General features: G+C 69.3%; 25 protein-coding genes. 8 read left to right on the forward strand and 17 right to left on the reverse strand.

The window, feature by feature from the left end:
* Nucleotides 1-50 precede the first annotated feature (50 nt).
* The 3 genes from F5X71_RS21735 (at nucleotide 51) to yidC (ending at nucleotide 2,187) form a co-directional block, all read left to right on the forward strand.
* Nucleotides 51-839 carry a helix-turn-helix domain-containing protein gene (locus F5X71_RS21735; protein ID WP_167463713.1) on the forward strand — a complete coding sequence of 263 codons (789 nt, stop codon included), beginning with the start codon at nucleotides 51-53 and terminating at the stop codon, nucleotides 837-839.
* A 70-nt stretch (nucleotides 840-909) separates the two neighbouring features.
* Entirely contained in the window at nucleotides 910-1,209 is a 300-nt protein-coding gene (locus F5X71_RS21740; RefSeq protein WP_167463714.1) for a DUF6412 domain-containing protein, read from the forward strand.
* A gap of 90 nt (nucleotides 1,210-1,299) precedes the next feature.
* Nucleotides 1,300-2,187, forward strand: a complete 888-nt coding sequence (yidC, locus tag F5X71_RS21745) for a membrane protein insertase YidC (RefSeq protein WP_167463715.1) — start codon at nucleotides 1,300-1,302, stop codon at nucleotides 2,185-2,187.
* 95 nt (nucleotides 2,188-2,282) lie between these two features.
* On the opposite strand, the gene F5X71_RS21750 is transcribed toward yidC, so the two are convergent.
* Nucleotides 2,283-2,666: a nitroreductase family deazaflavin-dependent oxidoreductase gene (locus F5X71_RS21750; protein WP_167463716.1), complete on the reverse strand. Its 384-nt coding sequence runs from the start codon at nucleotides 2,664-2,666 to the stop codon at nucleotides 2,283-2,285.
* 85 nt (nucleotides 2,667-2,751) lie between these two features.
* On the opposite strand from F5X71_RS21750, the gene F5X71_RS21755 reads away from it, so the two are divergent.
* Nucleotides 2,752-3,255, forward strand: a complete 504-nt coding sequence (locus F5X71_RS21755; protein ID WP_167466625.1) for an NUDIX domain-containing protein — start codon at nucleotides 2,752-2,754, stop codon at nucleotides 3,253-3,255.
* Nucleotides 3,256-3,272: 17 nt separating this feature from the next.
* Here F5X71_RS21755 and F5X71_RS21760 read toward each other — a convergent pair whose 3' ends face one another.
* Together F5X71_RS21760 and F5X71_RS21765 are read right to left on the reverse strand one after the other, a co-directional pair.
* The gene (locus F5X71_RS21760; protein WP_167463717.1) at nucleotides 3,273-3,953 is read right to left on the reverse strand and encodes a TIGR00266 family protein; all 681 of its coding nucleotides are present in this window, start codon (nucleotides 3,951-3,953) and stop codon (nucleotides 3,273-3,275) included.
* A 114-nt stretch (nucleotides 3,954-4,067) separates the two neighbouring features.
* Complete coding sequence (locus F5X71_RS21765; protein WP_167463718.1) at nucleotides 4,068-4,436, reverse strand: arsenate reductase family protein; 369 nt, start codon at nucleotides 4,434-4,436, stop codon at nucleotides 4,068-4,070.
* An 81-nt stretch (nucleotides 4,437-4,517) separates the two neighbouring features.
* On the opposite strand from F5X71_RS21765, the gene F5X71_RS21770 reads away from it, so the two are divergent.
* Nucleotides 4,518-5,993, forward strand: a complete 1,476-nt coding sequence (locus tag F5X71_RS21770) for a bifunctional phosphatase PAP2/diacylglycerol kinase family protein (protein WP_167463719.1) — start codon at nucleotides 4,518-4,520, stop codon at nucleotides 5,991-5,993.
* 11 nt (nucleotides 5,994-6,004) lie between these two features.
* Here the strand turns inward: F5X71_RS21770 and F5X71_RS21775 are convergent, their stop codons facing one another.
* The 9 genes from F5X71_RS21775 to F5X71_RS21815 all read right to left on the reverse strand — a co-directional run bounded on the left by F5X71_RS21775 (nucleotide 6,005) and on the right by F5X71_RS21815 (nucleotide 16,465).
* Nucleotides 6,005-7,564 (reverse strand): glycosyltransferase family 39 protein, encoded by a 1,560-nt coding sequence (locus F5X71_RS21775; RefSeq protein ID WP_167463720.1) that lies wholly within the window; start codon nucleotides 7,562-7,564, stop codon nucleotides 6,005-6,007.
* Nucleotides 7,565-7,816: 252 nt separating this feature from the next.
* The gene (locus F5X71_RS21780; protein ID WP_167463721.1) at nucleotides 7,817-9,121 is read right to left on the reverse strand and encodes an aspartate aminotransferase family protein; all 1,305 of its coding nucleotides are present in this window, start codon (nucleotides 9,119-9,121) and stop codon (nucleotides 7,817-7,819) included.
* A 5-nt stretch (nucleotides 9,122-9,126) separates the two neighbouring features.
* Entirely contained in the window at nucleotides 9,127-10,269 is a 1,143-nt protein-coding gene (locus F5X71_RS21785) for an ABC transporter substrate-binding protein (RefSeq protein WP_167463722.1), read from the reverse strand.
* Nucleotides 10,266-11,057: an ABC transporter permease gene (locus F5X71_RS21790; RefSeq protein ID WP_238815384.1), complete on the reverse strand. Its 792-nt coding sequence runs from the start codon at nucleotides 11,055-11,057 to the stop codon at nucleotides 10,266-10,268. Before F5X71_RS21790 ends, F5X71_RS21785 begins: the two co-directional genes overlap by 4 nt.
* The gene (locus tag F5X71_RS21795) at nucleotides 11,054-11,962 is read right to left on the reverse strand and encodes an ABC transporter ATP-binding protein (RefSeq protein ID WP_238815385.1); all 909 of its coding nucleotides are present in this window, start codon (nucleotides 11,960-11,962) and stop codon (nucleotides 11,054-11,056) included. Before F5X71_RS21795 ends, F5X71_RS21790 begins: the two co-directional genes overlap by 4 nt.
* A 136-nt stretch (nucleotides 11,963-12,098) precedes the next feature.
* Entirely contained in the window at nucleotides 12,099-12,980 is an 882-nt protein-coding gene (locus F5X71_RS21800) for an ABC transporter permease (protein WP_167463723.1), read from the reverse strand.
* A gap of 124 nt (nucleotides 12,981-13,104) precedes the next feature.
* Nucleotides 13,105-14,139, reverse strand: coding sequence for a TIGR03842 family LLM class F420-dependent oxidoreductase (locus F5X71_RS21805; protein ID WP_167463724.1), 1,035 nt, complete (start codon nucleotides 14,137-14,139; stop codon nucleotides 13,105-13,107).
* 51 nt (nucleotides 14,140-14,190) lie between these two features.
* Complete coding sequence (gene hydA / locus F5X71_RS21810) at nucleotides 14,191-15,612, reverse strand: dihydropyrimidinase (RefSeq protein WP_167463725.1); 1,422 nt, start codon at nucleotides 15,610-15,612, stop codon at nucleotides 14,191-14,193.
* A 16-nt stretch (nucleotides 15,613-15,628) separates the two neighbouring features.
* The gene (locus tag F5X71_RS21815) at nucleotides 15,629-16,465 is read right to left on the reverse strand and encodes a nitrilase-related carbon-nitrogen hydrolase (protein ID WP_167463726.1); all 837 of its coding nucleotides are present in this window, start codon (nucleotides 16,463-16,465) and stop codon (nucleotides 15,629-15,631) included.
* A gap of 122 nt (nucleotides 16,466-16,587) precedes the next feature.
* Between F5X71_RS21815 and F5X71_RS21820 the strand changes: the two genes are divergently transcribed.
* Together F5X71_RS21820 and F5X71_RS21825 are read left to right on the forward strand one after the other, a co-directional pair.
* Complete coding sequence (locus F5X71_RS21820) at nucleotides 16,588-18,027, forward strand: PLP-dependent aminotransferase family protein (protein ID WP_238815386.1); 1,440 nt, start codon at nucleotides 16,588-16,590, stop codon at nucleotides 18,025-18,027.
* Nucleotides 18,028-18,179: 152 nt separating this feature from the next.
* Nucleotides 18,180-18,905, forward strand: a complete 726-nt coding sequence (locus tag F5X71_RS21825) for a peptidylprolyl isomerase (protein WP_342803736.1) — start codon at nucleotides 18,180-18,182, stop codon at nucleotides 18,903-18,905.
* On the opposite strand, the gene F5X71_RS21830 is transcribed toward F5X71_RS21825, so the two are convergent.
* The 5 genes from F5X71_RS21830 to arc all read right to left on the reverse strand — a co-directional run bounded on the left by F5X71_RS21830 (nucleotide 18,902) and on the right by arc (nucleotide 25,103).
* Nucleotides 18,902-19,717 (reverse strand): class I SAM-dependent DNA methyltransferase, encoded by an 816-nt coding sequence (locus F5X71_RS21830; RefSeq protein WP_167463728.1) that lies wholly within the window; start codon nucleotides 19,715-19,717, stop codon nucleotides 18,902-18,904. The genes F5X71_RS21825 and F5X71_RS21830 overlap by 4 nt on opposite strands.
* A gap of 69 nt (nucleotides 19,718-19,786) precedes the next feature.
* The gene (locus tag F5X71_RS21835; RefSeq protein WP_238815387.1) at nucleotides 19,787-21,310 is read right to left on the reverse strand and encodes a glycosyltransferase family 39 protein; all 1,524 of its coding nucleotides are present in this window, start codon (nucleotides 21,308-21,310) and stop codon (nucleotides 19,787-19,789) included.
* Nucleotides 21,303-21,938 (reverse strand): TetR/AcrR family transcriptional regulator, encoded by a 636-nt coding sequence (locus F5X71_RS21840; protein ID WP_167463729.1) that lies wholly within the window; start codon nucleotides 21,936-21,938, stop codon nucleotides 21,303-21,305. The genes F5X71_RS21835 and F5X71_RS21840 overlap by 8 nt, the downstream gene beginning before the upstream one ends.
* Before the next feature lie 18 nt (nucleotides 21,939-21,956).
* Nucleotides 21,957-23,198 (reverse strand): carboxylesterase/lipase family protein, encoded by a 1,242-nt coding sequence (locus F5X71_RS21845; RefSeq protein ID WP_167463730.1) that lies wholly within the window; start codon nucleotides 23,196-23,198, stop codon nucleotides 21,957-21,959.
* Between the two features lie 144 nt (nucleotides 23,199-23,342).
* Nucleotides 23,343-25,103, reverse strand: coding sequence for a proteasome ATPase (arc, locus tag F5X71_RS21850; protein ID WP_167463731.1), 1,761 nt, complete (start codon nucleotides 25,101-25,103; stop codon nucleotides 23,343-23,345).
* A 107-nt stretch (nucleotides 25,104-25,210) separates the two neighbouring features.
* On the opposite strand from arc, the gene F5X71_RS21855 reads away from it, so the two are divergent.
* Entirely contained in the window at nucleotides 25,211-25,795 is a 585-nt protein-coding gene (locus F5X71_RS21855; RefSeq protein WP_238815388.1) for a hypothetical protein, read from the forward strand.
* The last annotated feature ends 59 nt before the right edge of the window (nucleotides 25,796-25,854 follow it).

The following is a 25,854-nucleotide window of genomic DNA, read 5'->3' on the forward strand; positions in this document are numbered from 1 at the left end:
AGCACAGGATCCACCGAGGAACTGTTCGTGTCAGCCGGGAGCATCCGACGATGAAGGCTCTTGTCACCAACGACTTCTCGACGTCATCGGACGCCGAACCCACCGAGACGCACCCCTGGACGGGCACCGCGCTGTTGCGGCCGGGAATCCTGGCCTTCGAGGGCGAGATCTGGCCCACCGAACTGCACGCCCACCATGCCGTGCAGATCGTCGCGGCCTGTACCCCGATCGTCGTCGTGGACGGCAGCGGGGTGCGTCAGCAGGGCACGCACATCATCGTGCCGACCGACGCGCCGCACCGGGTCGCCGAAGGCGCCGTGCACGGTATCGCGGTCTATCTCGACCCCGAGACCACCGCGGGCGCCGCCGCCGACCGGCGGGCCCACCTGCACGGCTGGGTGCACGGGCTCGGCGTCGATCCGGCGCACGGCCTGCTCGCGTCCCACGTCACCGACCTGCTCTCGGATCTACTGCCCGACGACGCGGCGGCCACCGACGACGGGCCGCACGGCGTGGTCACCGCCGCGCTGCAGCTGCTGCCCGAGATGGTCCGCGACGGCTCGGTGCGCGGCTCGGATGTGGCGCGCCAGCTCGGCATTTCGGCGACCAGGCTGACCACCATGTTCACCGAACAGGTCGGTATTCCGTTGCGCCGCTACATTCTCTGGTTGCGGCTCTACATCTCGATGACCCGGGTGATGGCGGGCGACGATGTCGCCGCGGCCGCCGACGCCGCAGGCTTCGCCGACTGCGCGCAGCTCACCCGCACCTGCCGACGGACCTTCGGGCTGCCGCCGTCGATACTGAGCCGCGACGTGGACTGGGACATCGCGCTCTGAACGCGATGGTGACCGTCGGCTCGGCGCGAACGCCGCGCCGTGCCGGCGGCACAGCACGTATCCTCTAGGCATGATCTCGCGGGTACGGCTGATCACGTGTGCGGTTGTCGCGCTCGTGCTGCCCGCCCTCGCGCTGCTGGCGGTTCCCGTCGGCGAACCCGGGTCGGTCGCCGTCGTCGGCGTGGTCGCGGCCTCGCTGATCGTCGCCTTCGCCGCGGTGCACCCCGCGATCGCGCTGCCGGTCGCGGTGGTCGATTCCGGCCCGCCGCCCTCCGCGCAACGCCGCCGCCGCGGCTCGTTCCAGCGCCAGAGCAACCCTGACACCGCGGGCCGCCCGCGCCCACGAGCACCGGGTCGCGCGCTCGCCTGACGTCTGTCCCCGCTGTGGACGGGCGTCGGCGTTGCCGTCGCATCCCGTTCGTTCTCGTGCGCGTTCGCACGCCCACAGTCAGGTGCTCGCATGCTCGACTTCATCTACTACCCCGTCTCGGCCATTCTCTGGTTCTGGCACAACGCCTTCGGCCTCGTCCTCGGGCCAACCGGCGGGCTGTCCTGGGTGCTCGCCGTGATATTTCTCGTGCTCACGTTGCGTGCTGCCCTTTTTATCCCTTTTCTGGAACAAGCACGCAACCAAGCCATTGTGAAAAGGTTGCAACCCAAGGTCGCAGGGTTGAAACAAAAATACGCAACCGATCGGACGCGCCAGGCCACCGAAGTCCAGAAACTCTATAAAGACAACGGCGTCAAAACCTTCGCCACCTTGATTCCGATCATCGTGCAACTATTCGTATTTCTCGGACTGTTCCATGTCCTGCGCTCCTTCGACCGCACCGGCAACCTCGGCCATCTCCCGTTCCAGGCGATCGCGACGCCGATGAGTCCCGAGCAGAACGCCGCCACCCCCAACTACGTCTTCGGCGCGGCCGACGTCCAGTCATTCCTGCACGCCGACCTGTTCGGTGCGCCACTGGCCCGGACCGTCGTCGGCGCGGGCGACCTGCTGGCAACGGTGGCCTGGGTCGCCATCCCGCTCATGCTCATCGCCGCGATCGCCACCCACTGCACCGCCCGTGCCTCCCTCGCCCGGCAGGAGACACCGGCACAGCTGTCGTTCATGCGGCCGCTGTCGCTGTGGGTGTTCCCCGCCGCCGCGCTCGTCGGCGGCACGCTGCTGCCGGTCGCGATCCTGCTCTACTTCGTCACCAACAACGCGTGGACCTTCGCCCAGCAGCACATCGTCTATCGCAAGCTCGACGCCGAGGCGGCCGCCGAGGCGAAGCTGGTGGCCGCGAGCAGAGCCGCCGCGGCCCCGAAACCGGGCGCCAAACCCACCCGCCGCCGGAAATGAGCTGAAAACCGCCGGGACGGAATCCGTCGCACGAAATCCGCCCCGCTCGGCCGCATTGCGAAACCCATTGCGGTAGCGGCGTTCCCGGGAACAGCTCAGCGGGTGACGGCGCGGGCCTCGACGTAGTACTCGGCCGAGAGCACCCGCAGCCACGGGCGTACCACGACCGGCGCCCAGGCGGCGGCGGGGTCACGGCGGATGACGGGGTCGGTCAGGTCGAGCACGTCGCCGCGCGTCTCGACGCTGAACTCGCCCGCGGCACAGATGTTCTTGGCCCAGTCGACGTCACGCCCGTAGGTCATGGCGATCCGGTAGACACCGTCGTCGTGGAAGATCGAGATCGGGGTTCGGTAGAGCCGCCCGGACTTTCGCCCCTTGTGCCGCAGAATGGCGAACCCGGGCGCGCGGCCCGCGAACAGTCCGGCGACGCGATTGGTCGCCGATCGGTTGAATCTGGCCAGCGTGCGGGGAAGTACCATGTGCGCGATCCTCTCTGCGGATGACCTGCTGTGCTCACGTTACCCTCGAGCCGTGGTAGCCGAACCGGTCCAGCAGAACTCCGAGATGATCGCCGTCTACGACGCGGCAGGGCGCCCGGTCGGCGCCGCCGATCGCGCCGAGGTGTACCGCACCGGACTCTGGCACGCGAGCTCCGGGGTGCTGGTCCGCTCCGGTGACGGCACCCGGATCTACGTGCATCGACGCACCGACACCAAGATGGTGTTCGCCGGCATGCACGACTGCCTCGCCGGCGGGGTGGTCGGTCCGGCGGAATCGCCGCGGGAAACCGCCGTACGGGAACTCGCCGAGGAACTCGGCATCACCGGTGTCGCACTGCCCGCGCAGCCGGCGGGCACGATCTCCTGGGACGGCCGGTGGCAGGACCGCCCGATGCGCTGCCACCTGTTCGCCTACGAGATCCGCTACGACGGGCCGATCCGGCATCAGCCGGAGGAGATCGTCGACGGGTGGTGGTGGACCGACGCGCAACTGCGCGCCCACCTGGCCGATCCGGACTGGCCGTTCGTGCCCGACACCCGCATCCTCGTCGACGACCTGCTCGCCTGAGCGCGCGCTCGGCCGGGCTATCCGGAGGAGGCCACCGAACTGGCCCACGCGGCGAACGCGCCCGGATTGCGGGTCTGCAGCAGGACGCGGCCGGGCCCGACGAAGTCGAAGACGAAGCCCTCACCGGACTTCAGCGACTGGATCGACCGCCCGACCACCGCGCGCCGGATGGTGAAGTTCATCGACAGGTCGTAGGCCACCACGTGCCCGGTGTCGATGGTGATCGGCTCCCCCGGCTGCAGGTCGATGACGTCGATCGCACCGAACACGCCGACCACGATCTCGCCGTCGCCGTGCGCGCGCAGACCGAACCCGCCCTCGCCGCCGAACAGGTTCGCGAACCCGCCCCACTTGCTTTCCACTTGCACGCCATGGGAATTCGCGATCCAGCCGCCGCGGCTGATGAAGAACGGCCGATCCTGGGTGATCTGCAGATTCAGCATGTCACCGGGCAGCGCGGGCGCGACGTCCACCCAGCCGCCCTGCGGCGGCGCGGTGAACGTGGAGACGAAGAACGATTCACCCGCCAGCACCGAGCGCTTCAGCCCCGCCAAGATGCCGCCTTCGGCCTTGGCCTGCAACGTGACTCCCGCCGAGTGCGCGACCATGGCGCCGCTCTCGACCCGCATCGGCTCGCCGCCGGCGAGGAAGCACCGCGCGATGGTCGAGGCCGGATTGTGGCGCAACTGTACCTTCATGATTGGCGACACTACCGCCTGATTCGCACCGGCAGGGCCGCGAAATCCAGTGGTGTCGGCTACCGGCGCGGCCTCGGCGACGCGGGCGCTCAGCTCAGCTCAGCACAACTCAGCTCAGCCGAGCGAACGCAACGTGTCCTCGTCCCTGGCCACCACCGCGCCGCCGTCGGCAGTCAGCACGATCGGGCGCTGGATCAGCTTCGGGTGCTCGGCCAACGCCGCGAGCCAGCGTTCCCGGTCCGCCGGGGTGCGCCCCCACTGCGCCATGCCGAGGTCCTTGGCGATCTGCTCGCCGGTGCGCGTGATGTCCCAGGGCTCGGCGTCGAGCCGGCGCAGGACCGCGCGCAGCTCCTCGACGGTGGGCGGCTCGTCGAGGTAGCGCCGCACCTTGTATTCGACGCCCGCCTCGTCCAGGTGCGCGGTGGCGTTGCGGCTCTTGGTGCACCGCGGGTTGTGCCAGATCTCGGTCGGTCCGGAAGTCATACCGGCAGGCTACCGAGCCGCCGCGCGGCCGGTGCGCGGCGACACCGTTTGAGCACCGCGTGCCTGGATAAACTCGCCTCGATGTCACACAGACCTGGTCCTATCAACGCACTCGACCGCAAGCTCGTCGAGCACGCCGCCCAGATTCCGCCGAGCCGGGCGGACGCGCTGCTGCGCGAGCTCAGTACCGGCGCCGATCACAGCAAGCTCTGGATGGCCGTTGCCGCAGGGCTTTTCGCGGCGGGCGGCCGGGCGCAACGGCGCGGCGCGGTCCGCGGGCTCGTCGCGGTCGCCCTGGCCAGCGCGCTGGCCAACGGAGTCGCCAAACCGCTGTTCCCGCGCAGGCGGCCCCCCGTGCACGCGGTGCCGGAATTGCGCAGGCTGGTGCGGCCGCCGCGGTCCTCGTCCTTCCCGTCCGGTCACGCGGCCTCCGCCGCGGCCTTCACCACGGCGGTAGCGCTGGAGTCGCCCGCGACGGCCGCGGCGCTCGCGCCACTCGCCGCGGCGGTGGCGTACTCGCGCGTGCACATCGGCGTGCACTGGCCCTCCGACGTGGTGGTCGGCGCCGCGCTCGGTTCCGGCGTCGCGCTGGCCACCCGGCGCTGGTGGGCGGTGCGCGCGGACGAGCCCGCCTCGCTCGGCCCGGCCGAACGGCTCGATTCGCTGCCCGCGGGACGCGGCCTGCTGCTGGTGGTCAATCCGGCATCGGGCAGCGGCACGGGCACCGAGTCGCTCGAGCAGCTGCGTGAGCGGCTGCCCGAAGCACGACTGCTCGAGGTCGGCGACGGTGATCTCGACGCGGCGATCGAGGATCGGGTGCGCCACGGCGGTGTCACCGCGCTCGGCGTGCTCGGCGGCGACGGCACCGTCTCCGCACTCGCGGAAACTGCTGTGCGACATGGTCTTCCGCTGGCCGTGTTCGCCGGCGGGACGCTCAACCACTTCGCCCGCGACGTCGGCGTCGAGGATCCGGCGACCACGTTCACCGCGCTCGAGTCCGGCCAGGTGGTGCTCGTCGACACCGCCCTGGTCCGGCTGGACGAGTCGCAGGATCGCATGTTCGTCAACACCGCCAGCCTCGGCGGCTATCCGGACTTCGTGCGCCTGCGGGAACGGTGGGAACGCCGGATCGGCAAGTGGCCCGCGGCCGGTTTCGCGATGCTGCGCGTGCTGTTTCGGGCCGCGCCGCTGCGCGCCGAGATCGACGGTGCGCCCGGCGCATTGTGGATGCTGTTCGTCGGCAACGGCGCGTACCACCCGGCGGACCAGATCCCGATGTCGCGGCCCCGGATGCACGACGGCACCATGGACATCCGGTATCTGCGTGCGGACCTTCGCTTTTCGCGCGCGCGACTGATCTGGGCCACGTTCACCGGCACGCTGGACCGTTCGACCACCTACGTGCACCGCCGGGTCGCGCGGCTCGACGTGCGGGTCGACGGGGCGCCGGTCTCGCTGGCCACCGACGGCGAAGTGAACCACCGCGCAACGCGTTTGACCTTCACCAGCCGCCCCGCCGCACTGGCGGTGTTCCGGGAGCCGGACCGGCAGGGCTGATCACACGGCCGCTACAGGTGCATCAGCGTCGGCCACACCTGCGACCACGGGTGGCGCAGCCCGCTGCAGCGCCACACCACGACGTGCTGGGTGTTGCCGGGGTAGCCGATCCGCGAATCGACCAGGGCCACCGGCTCTATGTGGTCGAAATCCCAACGCAGGAAGTCCTCGTTGAGCGCAACGGCGAGCACCACGCTCGCGTCGTCGGGTGGCGTGCCGAAGTATCCGTAGCCGCGGCTCGGACTGTAGACGGGCGGCAGCCTATCTCGCGCGAACTGGTCCAAAGCGCTTGCCTGCCAGTAGGTGTCGGTGACGATCACCGCGCCGGGCCGTTGCGCATCGGGCAGTGACCGCGCCGCACCGGTGACGGCCTCGGTCAGCTCGGACCAGCCGAACTCGCCGTAGACACCGATGTTGATGGCGGCCTCGGCGTCGTCGGCGGGCGGGCGGATCGCCGAGGCGGACCGCCACGGCGTCGACCACAGCACGAAGACGGTGGCCGCGAGCGCGAGGGCCGTACCCACCACCAGACCGGCCCGGCGCCCCGCCGTATGCAGGCCGCGCACCGCCTCGGCCAGCCCGACCGCCCCGGCGGCCAGCACCACGCCGTACATGCCCGCCACGTAGTAGATCCGGCCGCCGATCGCCAGGAAGAGCGCGACCAGCAGCAGCAGGGTCCAGCCCAAGAACCGGTACGGGCGCAGCGCGCGGTGCCGCAGCAGCGTCCACACGCCGTACAGCAGCACCACCGCGCCCAGATAGCCCGCGGTCAGCACGGCCAGCGGCACGAACATCAGCCTGCCGCCGAGGATTCCCTGTTCCCCGCTGATCACCCCGCCCATGGCCAGCTGCGGCCACCCGTGGCCGGCCTGCCAGATCAGCGTCGGCACCGTCGCCAGCACCACGAGCGCACCACCGAGCCACAGCAGCGGCCTGCGCGCCAGCTCGCGCGGGCCCCAGATCAGCGAGGTCACCGCGACGGCGATCCAGAAGAACGGAATCAACCATTTCACCTGCATGTCGAGCGCGGTCAGCAGGGCCGCGTACAGCAGCAGGCCGTCGCGCCGGGTGCGCACCCAGCGCACCACCAGCCAGGTGATGACCACCCACAGCGCGGTGTCCACGGCATTCGTCGTGAGCATCTTGCCCTGCAGCAGCAGGAACGGCGAGGTCGCGTACGCGAGCGCGGCACCGAGCTGCGCGCCGCGCCCGCCGCCGAACTCGCGCGCGAGCACCGCGGTGAGCACGATCGCCAGCACGGTGAGCGCCACCGCGGGCAGCCGCAGCACGAAGAACGAGCCCGGTGCGAGCAGGTCCATCGCCCGCGCCAGCAGCGGCAGCACCGGCCCCTGATCGGCGTAACCGAAGGACGGGTGCCGACCAGCCGCCAGGAAGTACAGCTCGTCACCGAAGTAGTCGTAGCGGCTCGCGGCGAACAGCAGCACCGCCGTCGCGCACCCGGCGAGGGCGGCGAGCCACGCCGTTGCCAAGGGCGGGCGGTCGGGGCAGGCCGGGTCGAGCGCGGGCCGTGCCGCGGTATCGATCGGCGGGGTCTTCGTACGCTCGCGCATGCCGGCTCCTGGAACACTTCCGGGACGGGACCGCTCGAATGTAGCGGGAAACCGCCGCGCGAACGGGAACCGGCCAGACGAGACGCCGCGGCGTTTCGCGCGAGATCCGGGGTCCGCGTTCGATGTCGGGGCGAGGACGCCCGCCGATCGCGCCACGCTGCGGCCAAGGGTGGGCGACCTACCCCGGGTCGCGACCGTCGAGGCGGCACCGGGCGGCGGCGGCATCGCGCCGACGCCGCACCGGCGGGCCGCTCAGCGCACGTAGGAGTCGGCCACCGCGAGGACCTCGTCGACGATCTCGAGGCCGGTGCGCAGTTCGTCCGCCGACGTGGTGAGCGGCGGCGCGATCTGAAAACGGTTGCCCGCGTTGAACGGCCACAACCCACGTGCCTTGGCGGCGGCGGTCACCTTCGCCATCGGCTCGGCGGCCGCGCCCGCGGCGGCGAACGGCACCAGCGGCTCCCTGGTCCCGGGATCACGAACCAGATCCAGTGCCCAGAAGAAGCCGAGCCCGCGCACCTCGCCGACGCTGGGATGCCGAGCGGCCAACTCGTGCAACCCTTTTCCGAGCACGTCCGCCCCGACCGAGCGCACGTGCTCGAGGATGCCGTCGCGCTCGAAGACCCCGATCGAGGCGACACCGGCCGCACACGCCAGCGGATGGCCCGCGTAGGTGAGCCCGCCGGGATAGACGGTGTGGTCGTAGCGCTGCGCGATCCGCTCGGCGATGAGCACGCCGCCGAGCGGCACGTAGCCGGAGTTCACCCCCTTGGCGAAGGTGATGATGTCGGGCGCGACATCGAAGGCCCGCACCGCGAACCACTCCCCGATCCGGCCGAAGCCGACCATCACCTCGTCGGCGATGTAGACGATGCCGAACTCGTCGCACAGCGCTCGCACACCCGCCAGGTAGCCGGGCGGCGGGATCAGCACACCGTTGGTGCCGACCACCGTTTCCATGATCAAGCCCGCGATGTTCTGCGGCCCCTCCAGTTCGATCACCTGCCGCAGATGATGCAGCGCGGCCGCCGTCTCCTCCTCGGGAGTGCTTGTGCCCCACGGTGATCGATAGGGATACGGGCCGAAGAACCGGACCACGTCGACGTTCGTCGGCTCCGCGCCCCAGCGGCGCGGCTCGCCCGTCAGGCCGATCGCGGTACCGGTGCCGCCGTGGTAGGACCGGTACGCGGACAGCATCTTGGTGCGGCCGGTGTAGCTGCGCGCCAGGCGCACGGCGTGCTCGATCGCCTCCGCGCCGCCGGTGGTGAACAGGACCCGGTTCAGCTCACCCGGCGCCCGCTCCACGATGAGCCGGGCCAGCTCGCTGCGCACCTCGTTGCCCATGGTCGGGGAGATGGTGGTCAGCACCTGGGCCTGCGCGACGATCGCCGCGACGATGTCGGGATGCTGGTGTCCGATGTTGACATTGACCATCTGCGAACAGAAGTCGAGGTAGCGCTTGCCCTGGTCGTCCCAGAAGTAGGCGCCGGAGGCTCCCGTGATCGGCACCGGGTTCAGTTCGGCCTGCGCGCTCCACGGGTAGAAGACGTGATCCACCAAGGTTATTTGCCTCCCTCATGCAGCGTGACCTGGCTCGGCGCATAGCCGGCGCCGGTCACGTCGATACCATCGGCCTTCAGCAATTCCACCGCCTTGCTGACGTATTCGTTCGTATAGGCGTCCGCGTCCGGGTCCTCGCGCAGCACGGTGACGCCCTCCTGGTTCTTGGTGTCCTTGGCGATGCGCACCGTGCGATCCCACGCCGCCTTGTCCACCATGCCGATACCGGCGGGGGCCGGCCAGATCAGCTTGTTCACCTCGTTGATCTGCCACTGCTGGTGGGACGCGCCCAGGGTGCTGCCCGCGGCGACGGTGATGTCGCGGCACTTGTCGACGTTGTCGCGGCAGAACGCCCAGCCTTTGAGCGAGGCCGCGACGAACTTCGTCGTCAGCTCTTGATATTTCGGATCCCGCAGCTTCTCGGTGTTGGCCCAGATCGCGTCCTGGAGCATCGCGACGCCCTGGTCGTTCCAGTCGATGGTGGTGAAATCGTCGGCGGTGTAGAGCTTTCCGGTCGCCGGGTTCTTCGTCTCCAGCAGCTGGGCGTACTCGTTGTAGGACATCGCCTGGGCCGCCGCGATGTCCCTGGCGAGGAAGGCGTTCATGTCGAACTGCTGCTGCACCAGCTTGACGTCCTTCGCCGGGTCGAGACCGGCCTTCGTCATGCCGGCGAAGAGCTCGAACTCGTTGCCGTAGCCCCAGTTCCCGACCGTCTTGCCGCGCAGCGCGCCGGGGTCGGTGATGTTGTCGGACTTGAACGAGACCTGCTTGGTGCCGGAACGCTGGAAGATCTGCGCGACCTCGGTGATCCCGACGCCCGCCTCGCGGGAGGCCAGCGCCTTGGGCACCCAGGCGATCGCGTAGTCGGCCTGTCCCTGTGCGAGCACGGTCTGCGGGACGATATCGGTTCCGCCGTCCAGGATTTCGACCGAGAGGCCCTGCTCCTTGTAGAAGCCCTGATCCACCGCAGCCAGATAGCCTGCGAACTGCCCCTGCTTGAACCATTGCAACTGCAGGCGGACCTTGGTCAGGCCGTCCGCGGTGGTGGTCGAGGCGCCGTCGGTGGTGCTGCAGCCGGTCAACGCGGCCGCGGCCAGCGTGACCAGCGCGAGACAGGCACGAAAACGCTTGGTGGACTGGGTCATGGTGTTCTCCAGAGGGTGGTGCGGGGTCTGCGGGTGAGTAGTTCGAGGAGCAGGACGGCGGCGAGGAACAGCAGGCCGACGAGCATGGCGCCGACCACGTAGGCCCATGCCCGCGGATAGGCGGTGTTGGCCGCGGCCGAGGTGATCCTGCTGCCGAGCCCGTTCTGCAGGCCGCCGAAGTACTCGGCGATGACGGCCGCGATCACCGCACCGGGCGCGGCGATGCGCAGGCCGGTGAACAGGTGCGGCAGCGCGGCGGGCAGCCGCACGGTGCGGGTGATCTGCCAGCCGCCCGCGGCATAGGAGGTCATCAGGTCGGTGTGCACCTGCGGCACCTGCCGCAGACCACGCGCCGTGCTGACGAACATCGGGAAGAACACCACGATGGTGACCACCATCCGGCGCGGGGTGTCCGTCGTCGTCGAGTACATCGAATTCAGCAGAGGGGCAAGAGCGACGATCGGTATCGCGGCCGCCGCCGCGGCGAGCGGCGTGAGCAGTCCGTCCACCGGGTGGAACCGGACGGCGAGCATCGCGGCCACGATGCCGAGCACACCGCCGACCAGCAGACCGAGCAAGGCGTTGGCGCCGGTGGCGCGCGAGGCGTCGAGGATGCGGTCGAAGTTCGCGGTGAACTCGCGCGCGATCGCGCTCGGCGTAGGCAGCAGGAACGACGGCACCCCGGCCACGGTGGTGACCAGCTGCCACAGCGCCAGTCCGCCGACCCCGAACAGCAACGGCGGCAGCACCGTTCGCCAGGACGGCAGCGCCTTCCAGGCCGCCGTCACCGCACGTCCCGTCCCGCGACCGCCCCCGGATCGGCCGACCCGCCGCGCAACGCCTCCCGCACCGCGGCCACGGCCTCGAAGAACGCCGCGCTGGACCGCACATCGTCAGCCGCCGCCGCGGCGTCGCGGCGGCCCCATCCGCCGGTCGGCACGATCTCGGTGATCCGGCCCGGCCGCGGCGACATCACCACCACCCGATCGGACAGGAACACCGCCTCCGGGATGGAGTGCGTCACGAACACCACCGCCGCCTCGGTCTCCCCCGCGATGCGCAGCAGTTCGGTCTGCATCCGCTCGCGCGTCATCTCGTCGAGCGCGCCGAACGGTTCGTCCATCAGCAGCAGCGACGGCTTGGGCGCCAGCGCCCGCACGATCGCCACCCGCTGCTGCATGCCGCCGGACAGCTCGGCGGGATAGCGCTTGGCGAACTCGGACAGCCCGGCCATCTCCAGCAATTCCGCACTGCGCGAGCGGCGTTCGGCCCGCGGCACCTTGTGCAGCTCGAGCGGCAGCTCCACATTGGCCTGTACGGTGCGCCAGTCGAGCAGGCCGGACTGCTGGAAGGCGATGCCGTAGTCCTGATCGAGCCTGGCCTGCCGTGCGCTCTTGCCGTGCACGGTCACGGTACCGCTGCTCGGCTGCTCCAGGTCGGCGATGATCCGTAGCAGCGTCGACTTACCGCACCCGGACGGGCCGATCAGCGAGACGAATTCGCCGGCGGCGACGGTCAGTGAGACGTCCGACAGCGCGGTGACCGACCCGGCGCCGAAGATCTTGCCCACGTGACCCAGTTCGACCGCGGCCAGGCGCCGCGCGCAGTGTTCGGCGAGATCGGTGGTACCCACCTGCTCGTCCGCCCCGTCCGGCGCCGCGGTCGCGACGGCCGGTCTTGCTTTGGCGGTCAATGGATACCTCCTGAAAAACTGCCCGCCCGGCGACGCGGGCGGTCCCTACTGTGCGTTCGTTTGTCGTCGAATGCGTTGGTGTCCACGGTCTTCGGACTTCGTTCGGTTCGTGCCGTGGCCCGGCCGCACCGCCGAGTCACCGACCCGGCCCTGTCGCGTCGACCGAGCCCGGTGGTCTGCTGTAGCGGCGCAGCGCCAGTTCGATGAGCCCGACCACGGCGGTGATCACCACACCGAGCAGCGCCGCGGCCAGGACCGCCGCGAACAGGCGCGACGCGTCGCCGGTGGCCTGCTGCGAGAAGACGATGATCTGGCGACCGATGCCGCCCGCCGTGCCCGTGGAGATCTCGGCGACCACGGCACCGATCACCGACGCGGCGGCGGCCAGGCGCAGGGCCGGCAGCAGGTGCGGCACCGCGGCGGGAAAGCGCAAGTGCACCAGCGTTTCCCACCAGCTCGCCGAATAGCTGTGCAGCAGCTCCACCGAGGCCTTCGCCGGTGCCTGCAAGCCGCGCAGCATGCCGACCGCCACCGGGAAGAACGCCAGATACGACGCGATCACCGCGATGCTCATCCACGGCCGCCACGGCTCGCCCGCGATCACGATCTTGCCGCCCCACCCGGCCACCAGCGGCGCGAGCGCGATCAACGGAACCGTCTGCGAGACGATGATGTAGGGCAGCAGGCCGCGCTCCACCCAGGCGAAACGCTGCATCAGCACGGCGAGCAGCACCCCGACCACGGCCCCGATCGCGAGCGCGAGCAGGGCCAGTCCCAGGGTGAATCCCGCCGTGCGCACCAGGGTCGTGCCGACCGTGCCCGTGCCGTCGCGCTCACCGAGCACCGTCACCACCGACCACACGTGCGGCAGCGCCGCGTCACCCGTGCGCGGCAGGACCCGCTGCGCGCCGATGCTCACACCGCGCTCGGGAACCGCGAACTTCACCAGCTCCCAGACGCCGACCACCAGGGCGAACACGACAACCGCGTAACCGGCGCGTACCCATCGACCCTTCATCGAACCTCGCTCACGTTCTCGCACCGCCGGATTCGAGAGCCCGGCAGGCGGTGACCGGTCCCGGCGAGCCACCCGTTCAACTCCGACCTACCCGCCCCGGCACAGACCAGGTAGTCCGCGGGTATCAAGCGCCCTCCGTGGCGATCACCGGGTGCGCCAGCCGGGGCAGCACCGATTCGCCGTACGCCTCTAGCGTGGCCGACTTCGCGTCGTGCTGCAGATAGACCGCGAACTGATCGACGCCGAGCTTCTCCAGTTCGCGCAGGCGCGCGAGCTGATCGTCGGGGGTGCCGAGCAGGCAGAAGCGGTCCACGATGGCGTCGGGTACGAACTCGGCGTGCGCATTGCCCGCGCGACCGTGCTGGTTGTAGTCGTAACCCTGCCTGCCCGCGATGTATTCGGTGAGCGCGGCCGGAACATCGCTGCCCGTCCCGTATTTCGCGACGATGTCGGCCACGTGGTTGCCGACCATGCCACCGAACCACCGGCACTGGTCGCGGGCGTGGGCCAGTGCCTCGGCCGAACCATCGGTGACGTAAGCCGGTGCGGCGACACAGATTCGCACCGCGCCAGGATCACGACCGGCCCGTTCTGCTGCGGCACGCACCCTGGCGATGGTCCAGGCGGTGATGTCCGGATCGGCCAGTTGCAGGATGAACCCGTCGGCCACCTCGCCGGTGAGATCCAGTGCGCGCGGGCCGTATCCGGCTACCCACACCTCGAGCCGGGAACTCCCGGCCCAGGGGAACCGCACGATCTTGTCGTCGACCCTGGCGCTGCGCCCGTTGCCGAGTTCCCGGATCACCTCGATGGCCTCGCGCAGCGTCGCCAGGTTGCTCGGCTTGCCGCCGAGCGTACGGACCGCGGAGTCACCGCGGCCGATCCCGCACACCGTGCGGTTGCCGAACATGTCGTTCAACGTGGCGAAGGTCGACGCGGTCACCGTCCAGTCCCTGGTGGCCGGGTTGGTCACCATCGGGCCGACGGTGACCTTCCTGGTGGCCGCCAGGATCTGGCTGTAGATGACGTAGGGCTCCTGCCACAGCAGGTGCGAGTCGAAGGTCCAGACATGGGAGAAGCCGTGCGTTTCGGCCTGCCTGGCCAGTTCGACCACCCGGGAGGCGGGCGGTGTGCATTGCAGCACCACACCGATGTCCATGCGGCACACTCCGTTTCGAAGTCGATGCGGCTGGGCGGGCCAGCCGCTGGATCAGATCAGGTTCTGCGACAGGCCGCGTTTAACGAATCGGCCGTGTCCGGCGCTGCCCAGATACGCGCCCGCGTCGACGATCACCCGGCCGCGCGAGAGCACGGTGTCGACGTGCCCGTCGATCTCGAACCCCTCGTACGCCGAATAGTCCATGTTCATGTGATGGGCCTTGCCGAGCCCGATACTGGTGTGCCCGTTCGGGTCGTAGACCACGATGTCGGCGTCGGCGCCCGGACTGATCACGCCCTTGCGTGGATACATGCCGAACATCCGCGCGGGCGTGGTGCAGCAGACCTCGACCCAGCGCTCCAGCGTGATCCGGCCGCTCTTGACGCCCTGGAACATCAGGTCCATCCGATGTTCCACGCCGCCGATACCGTTCGGGATCTTGCTGAAATCGCCGAGGCCCAGCTCCTTCTGGTCCTTCATGCAGAACGGGCAGTGGTCGGTGCTGACCGTGGTGACGTCGCCGGTGCGCAGGTAGCGCCACAGCTCGTCCTGGTGCCCTTCGGCCCTGGACCGCAGCGGCGTCGAGCACACCCATTTGGCGCCCTCGAAACCCGGTGCGCCCAACTGTTCTTCGAGCGAGAGATACAGGTACTGCGGGCAGGTCTCGCCGAAGACGTTCTGGCCGTTGCCCCGTGCGGTGGCGATCTGCTCCAGCGCCTGCTTGGCCGACACGTGCACCACGTACAGCGGGGCACCGGTCAACTGCGCCAGCATGATCGCGCGATGGGTGGCCTCCTCCTCCAGCTGCCACGGCCTGCTGGTGCCGTGGAAGTACGGAGCGGTGTCGCCGCGGGCGATGGACTGTTCGACCAGCACGTCGATCGCGATGCCGTTCTCCGCGTGCATCATCAGCAGCGCGCCGAGATCGCCCGCCGCCTGCATGGCGCGCAGGATCTGGCCGTCGGTGGAGTAGAAGACGCCGGGGTAGGCCATGAACAGCTTGAAACTGGTGACGCCCTCGGACACCAATTCGCGCATCCCCTGGAGGGATTCGTCGTTCACCGCCCCGATGATCTGGTGGAAGCCATAGTCGATCGCGCACTTCCCGTCGGCCTTCTGGTGCCAGGCGCCGAGCGTGTCCTGCAACCGCTCCCCCGGCGTCTGCACCACGAAGTCGACGATCGTGGTGGTGCCGCCCCAGGCGGCCGCGCGGGTGCCGGTCTCGAAGGTGTCGGAGGCCTCGGTGCCGCCGAACGGCATCTGCATGTGGGTGTGCCCGTCCACGCCACCGGGAATCACGTATTTGCCGGTCGCGTCGATGACGACGTCGGCGGTGGCGGCGAGATCCGCGCCGAGGGTAGTGGTGCCCGGTTGCAGCACGGCGGCAATGGTTTCGCCGTCCACCAGCACATCGAGCGGCTGCGAGCCGGTGGCCGAGACCACCGTGCCACCGTGGATGAAGGTCAGAGTCATCGCAACATCACCGGCCTCAGGGCGCCACCAGCGGACCGTACGCGTCCGGCCTGCGGTCGCGGTAGAAGGCCCACCGGTCGCGCACCGTCTTGATCAGGTCGAGGTCCAGATCGCGGATGACCAGCTCCGGCGCGGTGTCGGAGGCCACCTCGCCGACGAACTTCCCCTCCGGATCGACGAAATAGCTGGTGCCGTAGAAGTCGTCGTCGCCGTACTCCTCGATGCCGACCCGGTTGATCGCGCCGATGTAGTACTCGTTGGCCACCGCGGCGGCGGGCTGCTCCAGTTTCCACAAATACGCCGACAGGCCGCGCGAGGTCGCGGACGGATTGAACACGATCTCCGCGCCGGCCAGGCCGAGCGCCCGCCAGCCCTCCGGGAAATGTCGGTCGTAACAGATATAGACGCCGACCTTGCCGACCGCGGTATCGAACACCGGCCAGCCGAGATTGCCGGGACGGAAGTAGAACTTCTCCCAGAACCCGTTGACATGCGGAATATGATGTTTGCGGTACTTGCCGAGATACGTACCGTCGGCGTCGATCACCGCCGCGGTGTTGTACAGCAGGCCCGGCTGTTCCTGCTCGTACACCGGCAGGACCATCACCATGCCCAATTCCCTTGCCAGCGCGGCGAATCGGTCCGTGGTCGGACCCGGCACCGACTCCGCGTACTCGTAGAACTTCGCGTCCTGCAACTGGCAGAAGTACGGGCCGTAGAACAACTCCTGGAAGCAGATCACCTTCGCGCCCTGCGCGGCCGCCTGCCGTGCGTAATCCTCATGCGCTTTGATCATGGACTCTTTGTCGCCGGTCCAGTTGGTCTGGACGAGCGCCGCTCGAACGATTCCCATGCTTTGTTATACTTCACTCCGAACCAATTCGGTTGTGTTACAGAATTGCGGAAACAGTTTCGTAGCCGTAAACCTTGGCAGTGGCCATGGCCCCACCCCCTCCCACCACGCAGAATGACCATGTGAGCGACCTGAATCCGCACCTCGCAGACCGTTCGGTCGGAAACCAACGCGCGGTGACGGGGGCCGGGTTGTTTCTCGCTGAGCTGCCCGATCGGACGGCGGCCGGGATCGCGGCGGCGGTGAGCCGGTTGGTCCGATCCGGTGAGCTGGCGCCGGGCACGCGACTCCCGACGGTGCGGGAGGTGGCCCGGGAATGGAAGGTCTCCCCCGCGACGGTGAATCAGGCGTGGCGGGCGCTGGCAGCCGCGGGGGTGATCGTGGCGCGGGGCCGGGCAGGCACATTCGTGAACGCGCGACACGCCGGTCCGGCGGCCGTGACCGGCGGACGCTATCAACGGCTGCATCCACCGTCCTACAGCGCTTTTCGGATCGATCTCGCGCGGGGCACGCCCGATCCCGAGCTGCTGCCTGACCTCGGTGCGGCGCTGCGGCACCTGACCGGGGACGGGGCAGGCGACCTCGGCGCCGACTATCTCGGTGAGGCGGTGCTACCGGAACTGGCCGCGAAGGTGCGGGCGGACTGGCCCTTTCGGGCCGAGCGGTTGGCGATCCTCGACGGCGCGCTGGACGCGGTCGATCGCATACTGACCGCGCATGTGCGATTCGGGGACGCGGTGGCGGTCGAAGATCCCTGCTTCCCACCGTTTCTCGACCTGCTCGCCGGACTCGGGGCGCGACCCGTTCCGGTGCGGATGGACGAATCCGGGCCGCTGCCCGACGAACTCGCCCGCGCGGTCGCCGACCACGGTGTGACGACGCTGATCCTGCAACCGCGGGCACAGAACCCTACAGGTGTGTCGCTCACCGCGCGGCGCGCCAGGGAACTCGCCGACGTACTGCAGGACACCGACACCCTGGTGCTCGAAGACGACCACTCCGCCGGAATCGCCGCCGCCCCACTGCGTTCGCTCGGCAGCAGGCTCCCCCGGCGCACCGTGCACATTCGCTCGTATTCGAAATCCCATGGCGCCGATCTGCGTTTGGCCGCCGTCGGCGGGCCCGCCGACCTGCTCGATCCGGTGCTCGAACGCCGCATGCTCGGCGCGGGCTGGACGAGCAGGCTGCTGCAGCGGGTACTGCTCAGCATGCTCGAGGACGACCACGCGGTGCACGCCGTCACCGCCGCACGCGCCGAATACCGCAGGCGCTCGGCCGAACTGCGCCGTGCCCTGGCCCGCCGCGGCGTCGTGGTCCCCCGCCCCGACGGTATCAATCTGTGGCTGCCGGTCGCCGACGAGAACGCCGCGATGATCTCGCTCGCCGCCGCGGGCATCAAGGCCGCCCCCGGCGGCCCCTTCGTCGTCGGCGCGCACCCGCCGACCGATCACCTCCGCATCACCACCGCCCCGCTCACCGACGCCGACATCGACTGGCTGGCCGCCGAACTCGCCGCGGCGACCACCGCCGTACCCACCTACCGCCGCAGCCGCCGTCCCTGAGCTCGACCCCGACCGCACGAACGCCGTTGGGGCGCGCGACGCCGGATGTTTTCCGGCCGATCACGCCGTCCAGGCCCGTTCTGGCCGGGGAGATGGAATGATTCGGCACGGCATCGTCCGGTGCGCAACCCGATCGAAGGAGATTTCTAGCGGTGAGCAGCGAAGTCCAGGGGCGGCAGAGCGACAGCGGAAAGCACGGATCGCGGTTCGGGGTACCGCGCGCATTACTACGGATGGCCGGCGTGGCGGCGGTCGCGGCCGCGCTCGCGGCCTTCGCCAGCGGCGGCGTCTCCGCGCAGACCTGGAATGTCCGGACACAGGCCCCCGCCCAGTGCGGGGAGGCTGCGGTGGCGCCGAACGGCAAGCAGTGGCCCGCCGAACCCGGCATGGCCATCGACGCAGGCGCGACCTATCGGGCGACGCTCCAAACGAACTGCGGCACCGTGCAACTCGACCTGGAAGCGGCGGCCGCACCGCGCACGGTCAACTCGTTCGCGTTCCTGTCCGCCGAACAGTACTTCGACCACACCAAGTGTCATCGGCTGACCACGGCAGGCATCTACGTGCTGCAATGCGGTGACCCGCAGGGCAACGGGATGGGCGGCCCCGGCTACCGGTTCCCGGACGAGAACCTGGCGGGTGCGACCTATCCGGCGGGCACGGTCGCGATGGCGAACGCGGGGCCGAACACCAACGGCAGCCAGTTCTTCCTCGTCTACCAGGACAGCCAGCTGCCGCCGAACTACACGCCGTTCGGCCGCGTCACCGCGGGCATGGACGTGCTGGCGTCGGTGGCCGCGGCGGGCACACAGGGCGGCGCGGACGGTGCGCCTGCCAACGATGTCGTGCTCGAATCCGTAACCACCACACGCGACTAGATCGCGCCGAAGGCAGTGGCGGCGTCCCCCGGGACGCCGCCACCGTCATGTCCGGACGAGCCACGCGGTGCCGAATGCCTTGCGACCGTGATGATCTCCGGGCCACGGTCGGAGAGCGGGCGCCCATCCCAGTCGCCGAACTGTGCGGCGACGCGCAATCCTGCGCCGGACAACAGCTCACCCAGCGCCGCCGGGCCGAGAAACCGCAGCGTCGAGTGGCTCACGTGCGGCCGCGCCCAGCCCGAACTCCGGAAGGTGTGCGTGCACGAGACGGTATCGCCGCGCACCGGCCGCACGACCTCGCACACGCACCGCACGAGCGCACCGGCCTCGTCGGCCACCTCCCCCGAGTACCGTCGATGCCACGTCTCCCATTCGCGCGCGGCCGGATTGCGGGTCTCGAAGACGAAACTCCCGGTCGCGTCGAGCACCGCCGCGACCGTCGCCACGGTGGACCGCAACTCGTCGTCGCCGACCAGGGCTTGGAACGCGTGCCCGGTCATCACGACGAGGTCGAATTGCCTACGCCACCCGTGCAGGGCCGTTGCGTCGCCCAGCACCCATTCGATGTCGGTCCGCCGCCGGGCCACCTCGAGCATGCCCGGCGCCGGGTCCAGGCCGCAGAGTCGACCCCGGTGCCCGGCCGCGCGAGCGCGGTGCAGCAGGGCGCCGGTGCCGCAGCCGAGGTCGAGCACGGACCGTGCCCGCATGATCAGCGGTAGGTAGAACGCGAGATCCGCGCGCTCGTCCGCCGGGCTGAACAGGTCGTACAGTGCCGCGAGCCGGGCATCGGTGAATACCTCGTCGACCATGCCCGCAGCGTGCCAGAACCGCGGCACCGCTCGCCACCGGTTTTCACCGGCCCGGATCGCGGCGCGGAATCAGTCCAGTCGCAACATGTTCGGCCAATTCTGGGACCACGGCACGCGCGGGCCGTCGCATCGCCAGATGGTCGTGTCCCGGGTGAGGCCCGGAATACCGAGGCGGACGTCCGCGCGGCCGATCGGCGTCACCGACTCGAACAGCGCGCGCAGGTCGGCTTCCGCGCCGCCCACCCAGACAACCGTGGTCGCCGTGTCGGGCGGGGTGCCGAAGTAGCCGAAGCCACGGTTGGGACTGTAGACGGCGGGCAGCTCGTGTCCCGGCCCGAACACGTCGAGCGCGGCTGCCTGCCAATAGGAATCGGCGATGAGCACCGTGTGCGCCCGCACCGACTCGGGCAGCGCATCGAACGCGGTCGCGGTCGAGGTGGCGAGCTCGGGCCAGCCGTTCCTGCCGTAGATCGAGAGATTCAAGCCCACGTCCGCATCGCTACGCGCCGGTTCGATCTCGGACTCCGGGGTGAACGGCAGCGAGAAGTAGACGATGCCCGCGGAGAGCACGACCACCGGGATCGTGACGACGGTGCGCCAGCGCGCCCAATGCGCGGTCCAGTGCACCGCGCCCGCGGCCATGATCGCGGCGTAGCACCCGACCGCGTAGTACGGCCTGCCGTCGGTCACGATGAACACCACGGCGAGCACGATCGGCAGCAATGCCAGAAACCGATACTGCCGCAACGGTTCCCAGCGGAACAACACCACGATTCCATAGCTCAGCAGCAGCGCGCCCAGCAGGCCCGCCATGATCAACGCCAGCGGCAACCAGGCGTAGCGGCCGCCGATGGTGGCCTGCTCCTGCGCGATCACCGCGCCGAGCCGCAGCTGCGGCCACCCGTGAGCCGCCTGCCAGAGCAGACTCGGCACCGTCACGAGCAGCACAAGCGCCGCACCCGACCACAGCGCGGGCCTGCGCAACAGCTCGCGCGGGCCATAGCACAGCACGCCGATCGCGACGGCGACCCAGAAGAACGGGATCAGCCATTTCACCTGCATGTCCACCGCGGTGGCCAGCGCCGCCCACAGCAGCAACGCGTCCCGCCTGGTGCGCACCCAGCGGATGAGCAACCAGCTGATCAGCACCCACAGCGCGGTGTCGATCGTATTGGTGGCCAACTGCGTACCCTGCACGAGCAGGAACGGCGAGGTCGCGTAGGCGGCGGCGGTGAGCACCTGCGCAGTGCGGGAGCCGCCGAATTCCCTGGCGATCTGCGCGCTGAGCACGATCGCGGCGATCGTGACCAGCAGCGCCGGAATACGCTGCGCCACCACCGATCCCGGGGCGATCAGGTCCATCAGCCGCGCGATCGCGGGCAACAGCGGCCCCTGATCGGCGTAGCTGGGGGCGAGGCGACGCCCCGCGGAGACGAAATACAGCTCGTCACCGAAGAACCCGTATCGGTCCAGCGCGGCGATCAGCCCGATCGTCGCGGCCAACGCGATCGCACCGACACCGGCGAAGGCGAACGGCGGCAGCGGCTCTCGCATATCGGGCCGTGGTTCACGGTGCAGCGCAACCTCAGTCATCGTTACTCACCTTCCTGGTGGCCAGGTCGAACAGCCGGCACACGTGCGCGGCGTACGTGCCCATATCGAAGTCGGGCTCGCGGATCGTGCGCCCTGCCGCGCCGTCGATCGCGTCGCGCAGGGTCTTCGCCATTGCCACCGCATCGAATTCGCCGAACTCGCCGCTGCGCTGCCCCTCGGCCATGAGGTCGATCAGCGGTGTGATGATCTCGCGTTCGCCGTCGGCGGAGGCGAACTTCGGGCTGCCGTTCGCGTCGCGCAGATTCCACACCACATCGGTGAGCGCCGCGACGTACGTCCGGTTGGCGTCGATGAAGTCCAGATTGGATTCGATGTAGGCCAGCAGCTTGTTCCGCAGCCCGACCGCCGCCTCTACCCGCGGACCGATGTGTTCGCCACCGGAGACGTAGAGCTGGACCACCAACTGCGTCATCAGGTCGTCTTTGCCCGCGAAGTGGTAGGAGATGACCCCCTTGGAGATCCCGGCGCGCTCGGCGATCCGCGCCAGCGACGCGCTGCCGTACCCGACCTCGGAGATCACCTCTACCGCCGCGGCGATGATCTGGCGGCGCCGCGCCTCCTCGATGAACGACTTGCGTTGGCCATCTGTACCATTTTCTGACCGCACGGCCAGATTTTAGCACGGTCAGTCAGTGAAGTGCCGGGTCTCCCCACGTGCCCAGCCCGGATCGCCGATCGTGACGAAATCGAGCCAGCTGCCGCGCATCTCGTCGACCAGCCGCTCGGGGCGCTCGCCGCACAGCATCGGCGCCGCCCGCCAGGCCGCCGCATCGCCGAGCAGGAACGGCAGCTCGAGACAGTGGCACGCACCGAACGGGCTGTCCGCCGGCTGCCAGTCGAACCGGAACAGCCAGGGCGCTACCCCGCGTTCGGCGAGCGCCGCCGCCAGCCGCCGGGTCGGTCCGGCGAACAGCTGCTCGGTGGCCGCCGCGACGCGGCCCGGATCGTCGGGAAGGAACGCCGCCGCCTCGTCGCGCGTCATGCCCATCAGGATCGGCAGGTCCGCCTCGCGGCCCACCGTGTCGAGGGGATCGGCGGCGACGACCGTGCCGTCGCCGGTCAGCTGGAACGGCGGGATGACCCGCGACGACGCGCGGCTCGCGACCGCCGACTGCGCGGCGAGCAGCTCGGCCACCGGAACGTCGTCGAGTCGGGCGGCCTCGATGTCCAACTCCCGCAACAGTTCCGCGCCGACCCGCTCGGCTTCCTCCGGCGTCGCGGGCGCCATGCCGAGCGGCGTGCTCTGCAGGATGGCCCGCTGGAACAACCCGCGCCCCGGCTGCCCCGACAGCAAGGCCACCAGGGAGATCGCGCCCGCCGACTGACCCGCGGCCGTCACCCGCTCCGGGTCGCCGCCGAACGCGGCGATGTTCTCGCGCACCCAGGTGAAGGCGGCGATCTGGTCGCGCAGCCCGAGGTTGCCGTCGCTGACACCGGGCAGGCGCAGAAACCCGAGCACACCGAGGCGATAGTTCAGCGTCACCACGACCACGTTGCCGCGCGCCGCGAGCTCCGCGCCGTGATACCAGTCGAGGCTGCCCGCACCGCTGGAATAGCCACCGCCGTGCACGAACACCAGCACGGGATGGCCGTCGCCGGGCGGGGCCCACACGTTGAGCGAGAGGCAGTTCTCCGCCTGCGGCACGTCGAAGGGCCCCATCACCCGGGCCAGCCGGGAGGCGAGTTGCGGTGCGGCCGGGCCGGATTCCGTCGCGTCCAGCACGTCGGTCCACCGTGCCCGCCGCGGCGCTTCGAACCGTTTCGCCGTGGCGTACGGCACGCCCCGGTAGGCCGTCACCGCCCCCTCGGCGACACCGCGCACCGGACCCGAAGCCGTCTCGACGATCGTCTGCATCTGCTTGGTCATACGCTCGAGTCTGCCCCGATCCGCGACACACGGCCCGAAGTCGCCCGTTCGGCGCGCTGTCGCGGCGCGAGCGACCTGCGGCTTCCCACCCAAGAAACGAAAAAGCCGCGCCCCCAAGGGGAGCGCGGCTTCTCGTGGCGAATCCTACAGGTACTGACCGGTGTTGGACTCGGTGTCGATCGCCCGGCTGGCGCTGGCGTTCTTGCCGGTCACCAGCGTGCGGATGTAGACGATCCGTTCGCCCTTCTTGCCCGAGATACGCGCCCAGTCATCGGGATTCGTGGTGTTGGGCAGGTCCTCGTTCTCGGAGAACTCGTCCACGATCGAATCGTAGAGATGCTGGATGCGCAGACCCGGGTTGCCGGTGTCGAGGACCGACTTGATGGCGTACTTCTTGGAGCGGTCCACGATGTTCTGGATCATGGCGCCGGAGTTGAAGTCCTTGAAGTACAGGACCTCCTTGTCACCGTTGGCGTAGGTGACCTCCAGGAAGCGGTTGTCCTCGCTCTCGGCGTACATCCGCTCGACCACCCGATCGATCATCGCCCGGATGCACATCGCCTTGTCGCCACCGAACTCGGCGACGTCGTCCGCGTGCAGCGGCAGGTCCTCGACCAGGTACTTCGAGAAGATGTCCTGCGCCGACTCGGCGTCGGGCCGCTCGATCTTGATCTTCACGTCGAGCCGGCCGGGCCGCAGGATCGCGGGGTCGATCATGTCCTCGCGGTTGGAGGCGCCGATCACGATGACGTTCTCCAGCCCCTCGACACCGTCGATCTCCGAGAGCAGCTGCGGCACGACCGTGGTCTCCACATCGGAGGACACGCCCGAACCACGGGTGCGGAAGATGGAGTCCATCTCGTCGAAGAACACGATCACCGGCGTACCCTCGGACGCCTTCTCACGCGCCCGCTGGAAGATGATCCGGATGTGGCGCTCGGTCTCGCCGACGAACTTGTTCAGCAGTTCGGGGCCCTTGATGTTGAGGAAGAACGACTTGGCTTCCTTGGCATCCTCACCGCGCGCCTCGGCGATCTTCTTGGCCAGCGAGTTGGCCACCGCCTTGGCGATGAGCGTCTTACCGCAGCCGGGCGGGCCGTAGAGCAGCACGCCCTTGGGCGGACGCAACGCGTACTCGCGGAACAGGTCCTTGTGCAGGAAGGGCAGTTCGACAGCGTCGCGGATCTGCTCGATCTGCCTGCCGAGGCCACCGATGTCGCTGTAGTCGACATCCGGAACCTCTTCCAGCACAAGGTCTTCGACCTCGGCCTTGGGGATGCGTTCGAACGCGAAGCCCGCCTTGGTGTCCACCAGCAGCGAATCACCGGGGCGCAGCTTGCGGATCGGGGAGTCGGGGTCCTCCAGGTCGTCCATCTCGGCGACCTTGGCCAGCGGACCCGCCAGCCAGACGACGCGCTCCTCGTCGGCGTGGCCGACCACCAGTGCGCGACGACCGTCGTCGAGGATCTCGCGCAGGGTGCCGATCTCGCCGACCGCGTCGTAGACGCCGGCCTCGACGACCGTGAGCGCCTCGTTGAGACGCACGGTCTGACCGTATTCGAGGGTGGCGGTGTCGATGTTCGGCGAACAGGTCAACCGCATCTTGCGGCCCGAAGTGAACACGTCGACCGTTTGATCGTCGTACACGCCGATCAGGATGCCGTAGCCGCTCGGCGGCTGACCCAGCCGATCGACCTCCTCGCGCAACGCGACCAGCTGCTGGCGCGCCTCTTTGAGGGTGTCCATCAACTTCGTGTTGCGAATGGTCAGCGAATCGATGCGGGCTTCCAATTCCCGTGCGCGATCCGGCGAATCGGCGAGTTGCCTTCGGAGCGCAGCGGCCTCGGCGCGTACTGCCTCGAGCTCTCTCCAGGCCGCCGAATCCGAATTCTCGATGGGGCTCATGTGCTGCTCCTCCCAGTCCCGGTCTATCAACGCTACCGGGCGCGAACCGTTCTCGCTTTCCGACATGGTTTCGTCGTGATCACATCTGGGCTGCGATCGACCGCCGGATGACCATGTTAGCCTGCCCTAACCCGCACTCGGTGAGCCTGCTCGCCGACCGAGCCGAAAGGTTGCTGAAAATGCTCCTTCCCACCAGAATTCTGCGCGTTTCAGTTGCTACCGCTGCCGCCGCGCTCGCCGTTACCGTCGGGCTGTCCGGCTGCGGTTCCGATGACGGCAAATCCGATACCAAGTCCTCTTCCTCCAGCGTGGTGGCCTCCAGCAGTGCCGCGCCGAGCGCGGCGGCGGCCGCGCCGACCGCCGAGTCCCTGCAGGCCGTGCTCACGAAACTCTCCGATCCCGCGGTACCCACCGCGGACAAGGCCACGCTCATCGTCGACGGCGAAAAGCGTACGGCGAACATCGATCAGATGAACAAGGCTTTGGCCGGATACGGCACCCTCACCTACGCAGTGGCCGATGTCACAACCCAGGGCGACACCACGACCGCGCAGGTCACCATCACCTCGCCGCACGGCGCCGCGCCCGCGATGCCGCTCACGTGGCAGAACGTCGGCGGCACCTGGAAGCTCTCCGACGCCAGCGGCTGCCTGCTGCTCGGCTTCGCCCAGGCGCCCTGCGTACCCGCCTGATCGCCGACCGCCTTCGCCGCGACGCACGCGACCTTTCGATCGGTCGGCTCACCGGGTAG

This window comes from Nocardia brasiliensis (assembly GCF_011801125.1).
Classification (GTDB): Bacteria; Actinomycetota; Actinomycetes; order Mycobacteriales; family Mycobacteriaceae; genus Nocardia; species Nocardia brasiliensis_C.

Coding starts and splice junctions, on each gene's coding strand:
- F5X71_RS21845 (WP_167463730.1), bottom strand. CDS start 23,198: ATGACCAAGCAGATGCAGACGATCGTCGAGACGGCTTCGGGTCCGGTG.
- F5X71_RS21740 (WP_167463714.1), top strand. CDS start 910: ATGATCTCGCGGGTACGGCTGATCACGTGTGCGGTTGTCGCGCTCGTG.
- F5X71_RS21855 (WP_238815388.1), top strand. CDS start 25,211: ATGACCATGTTAGCCTGCCCTAACCCGCACTCGGTGAGCCTGCTCGCC.
- arc (WP_167463731.1), bottom strand. CDS start 25,103: ATGAGCCCCATCGAGAATTCGGATTCGGCGGCCTGGAGAGAGCTCGAG.
- F5X71_RS21770 (WP_167463719.1), top strand. CDS start 4,518: ATGTCACACAGACCTGGTCCTATCAACGCACTCGACCGCAAGCTCGTC.
- F5X71_RS21785 (WP_167463722.1), bottom strand. CDS start 10,269: ATGACCCAGTCCACCAAGCGTTTTCGTGCCTGTCTCGCGCTGGTCACG.
- F5X71_RS21800 (WP_167463723.1), bottom strand. CDS start 12,980: ATGAAGGGTCGATGGGTACGCGCCGGTTACGCGGTTGTCGTGTTCGCC.
- F5X71_RS21815 (WP_167463726.1), bottom strand. CDS start 16,465: ATGGGAATCGTTCGAGCGGCGCTCGTCCAGACCAACTGGACCGGCGAC.
- F5X71_RS21755 (WP_167466625.1), top strand. CDS start 2,752: ATGATCGCCGTCTACGACGCGGCAGGGCGCCCGGTCGGCGCCGCCGAT.
- F5X71_RS21765 (WP_167463718.1), bottom strand. CDS start 4,436: ATGACTTCCGGACCGACCGAGATCTGGCACAACCCGCGGTGCACCAAG.
- F5X71_RS21775 (WP_167463720.1), bottom strand. CDS start 7,564: ATGCGCGAGCGTACGAAGACCCCGCCGATCGATACCGCGGCACGGCCC.
- hydA (WP_167463725.1), bottom strand. CDS start 15,612: ATGACTCTGACCTTCATCCACGGTGGCACGGTGGTCTCGGCCACCGGC.
- F5X71_RS21750 (WP_167463716.1), bottom strand. CDS start 2,666: ATGGTACTTCCCCGCACGCTGGCCAGATTCAACCGATCGGCGACCAAT.
- F5X71_RS21805 (WP_167463724.1), bottom strand. CDS start 14,139: ATGGACATCGGTGTGGTGCTGCAATGCACACCGCCCGCCTCCCGGGTG.
- F5X71_RS21735 (WP_167463713.1), top strand. CDS start 51: ATGAAGGCTCTTGTCACCAACGACTTCTCGACGTCATCGGACGCCGAA.
- F5X71_RS21760 (WP_167463717.1), bottom strand. CDS start 3,953: ATGAAGGTACAGTTGCGCCACAATCCGGCCTCGACCATCGCGCGGTGC.
- yidC (WP_167463715.1), top strand. CDS start 1,300: ATGCTCGACTTCATCTACTACCCCGTCTCGGCCATTCTCTGGTTCTGG.
- F5X71_RS21830 (WP_167463728.1), bottom strand. CDS start 19,717: ATGGTCGACGAGGTATTCACCGATGCCCGGCTCGCGGCACTGTACGAC.
- F5X71_RS21835 (WP_238815387.1), bottom strand. CDS start 21,310: ATGACTGAGGTTGCGCTGCACCGTGAACCACGGCCCGATATGCGAGAG.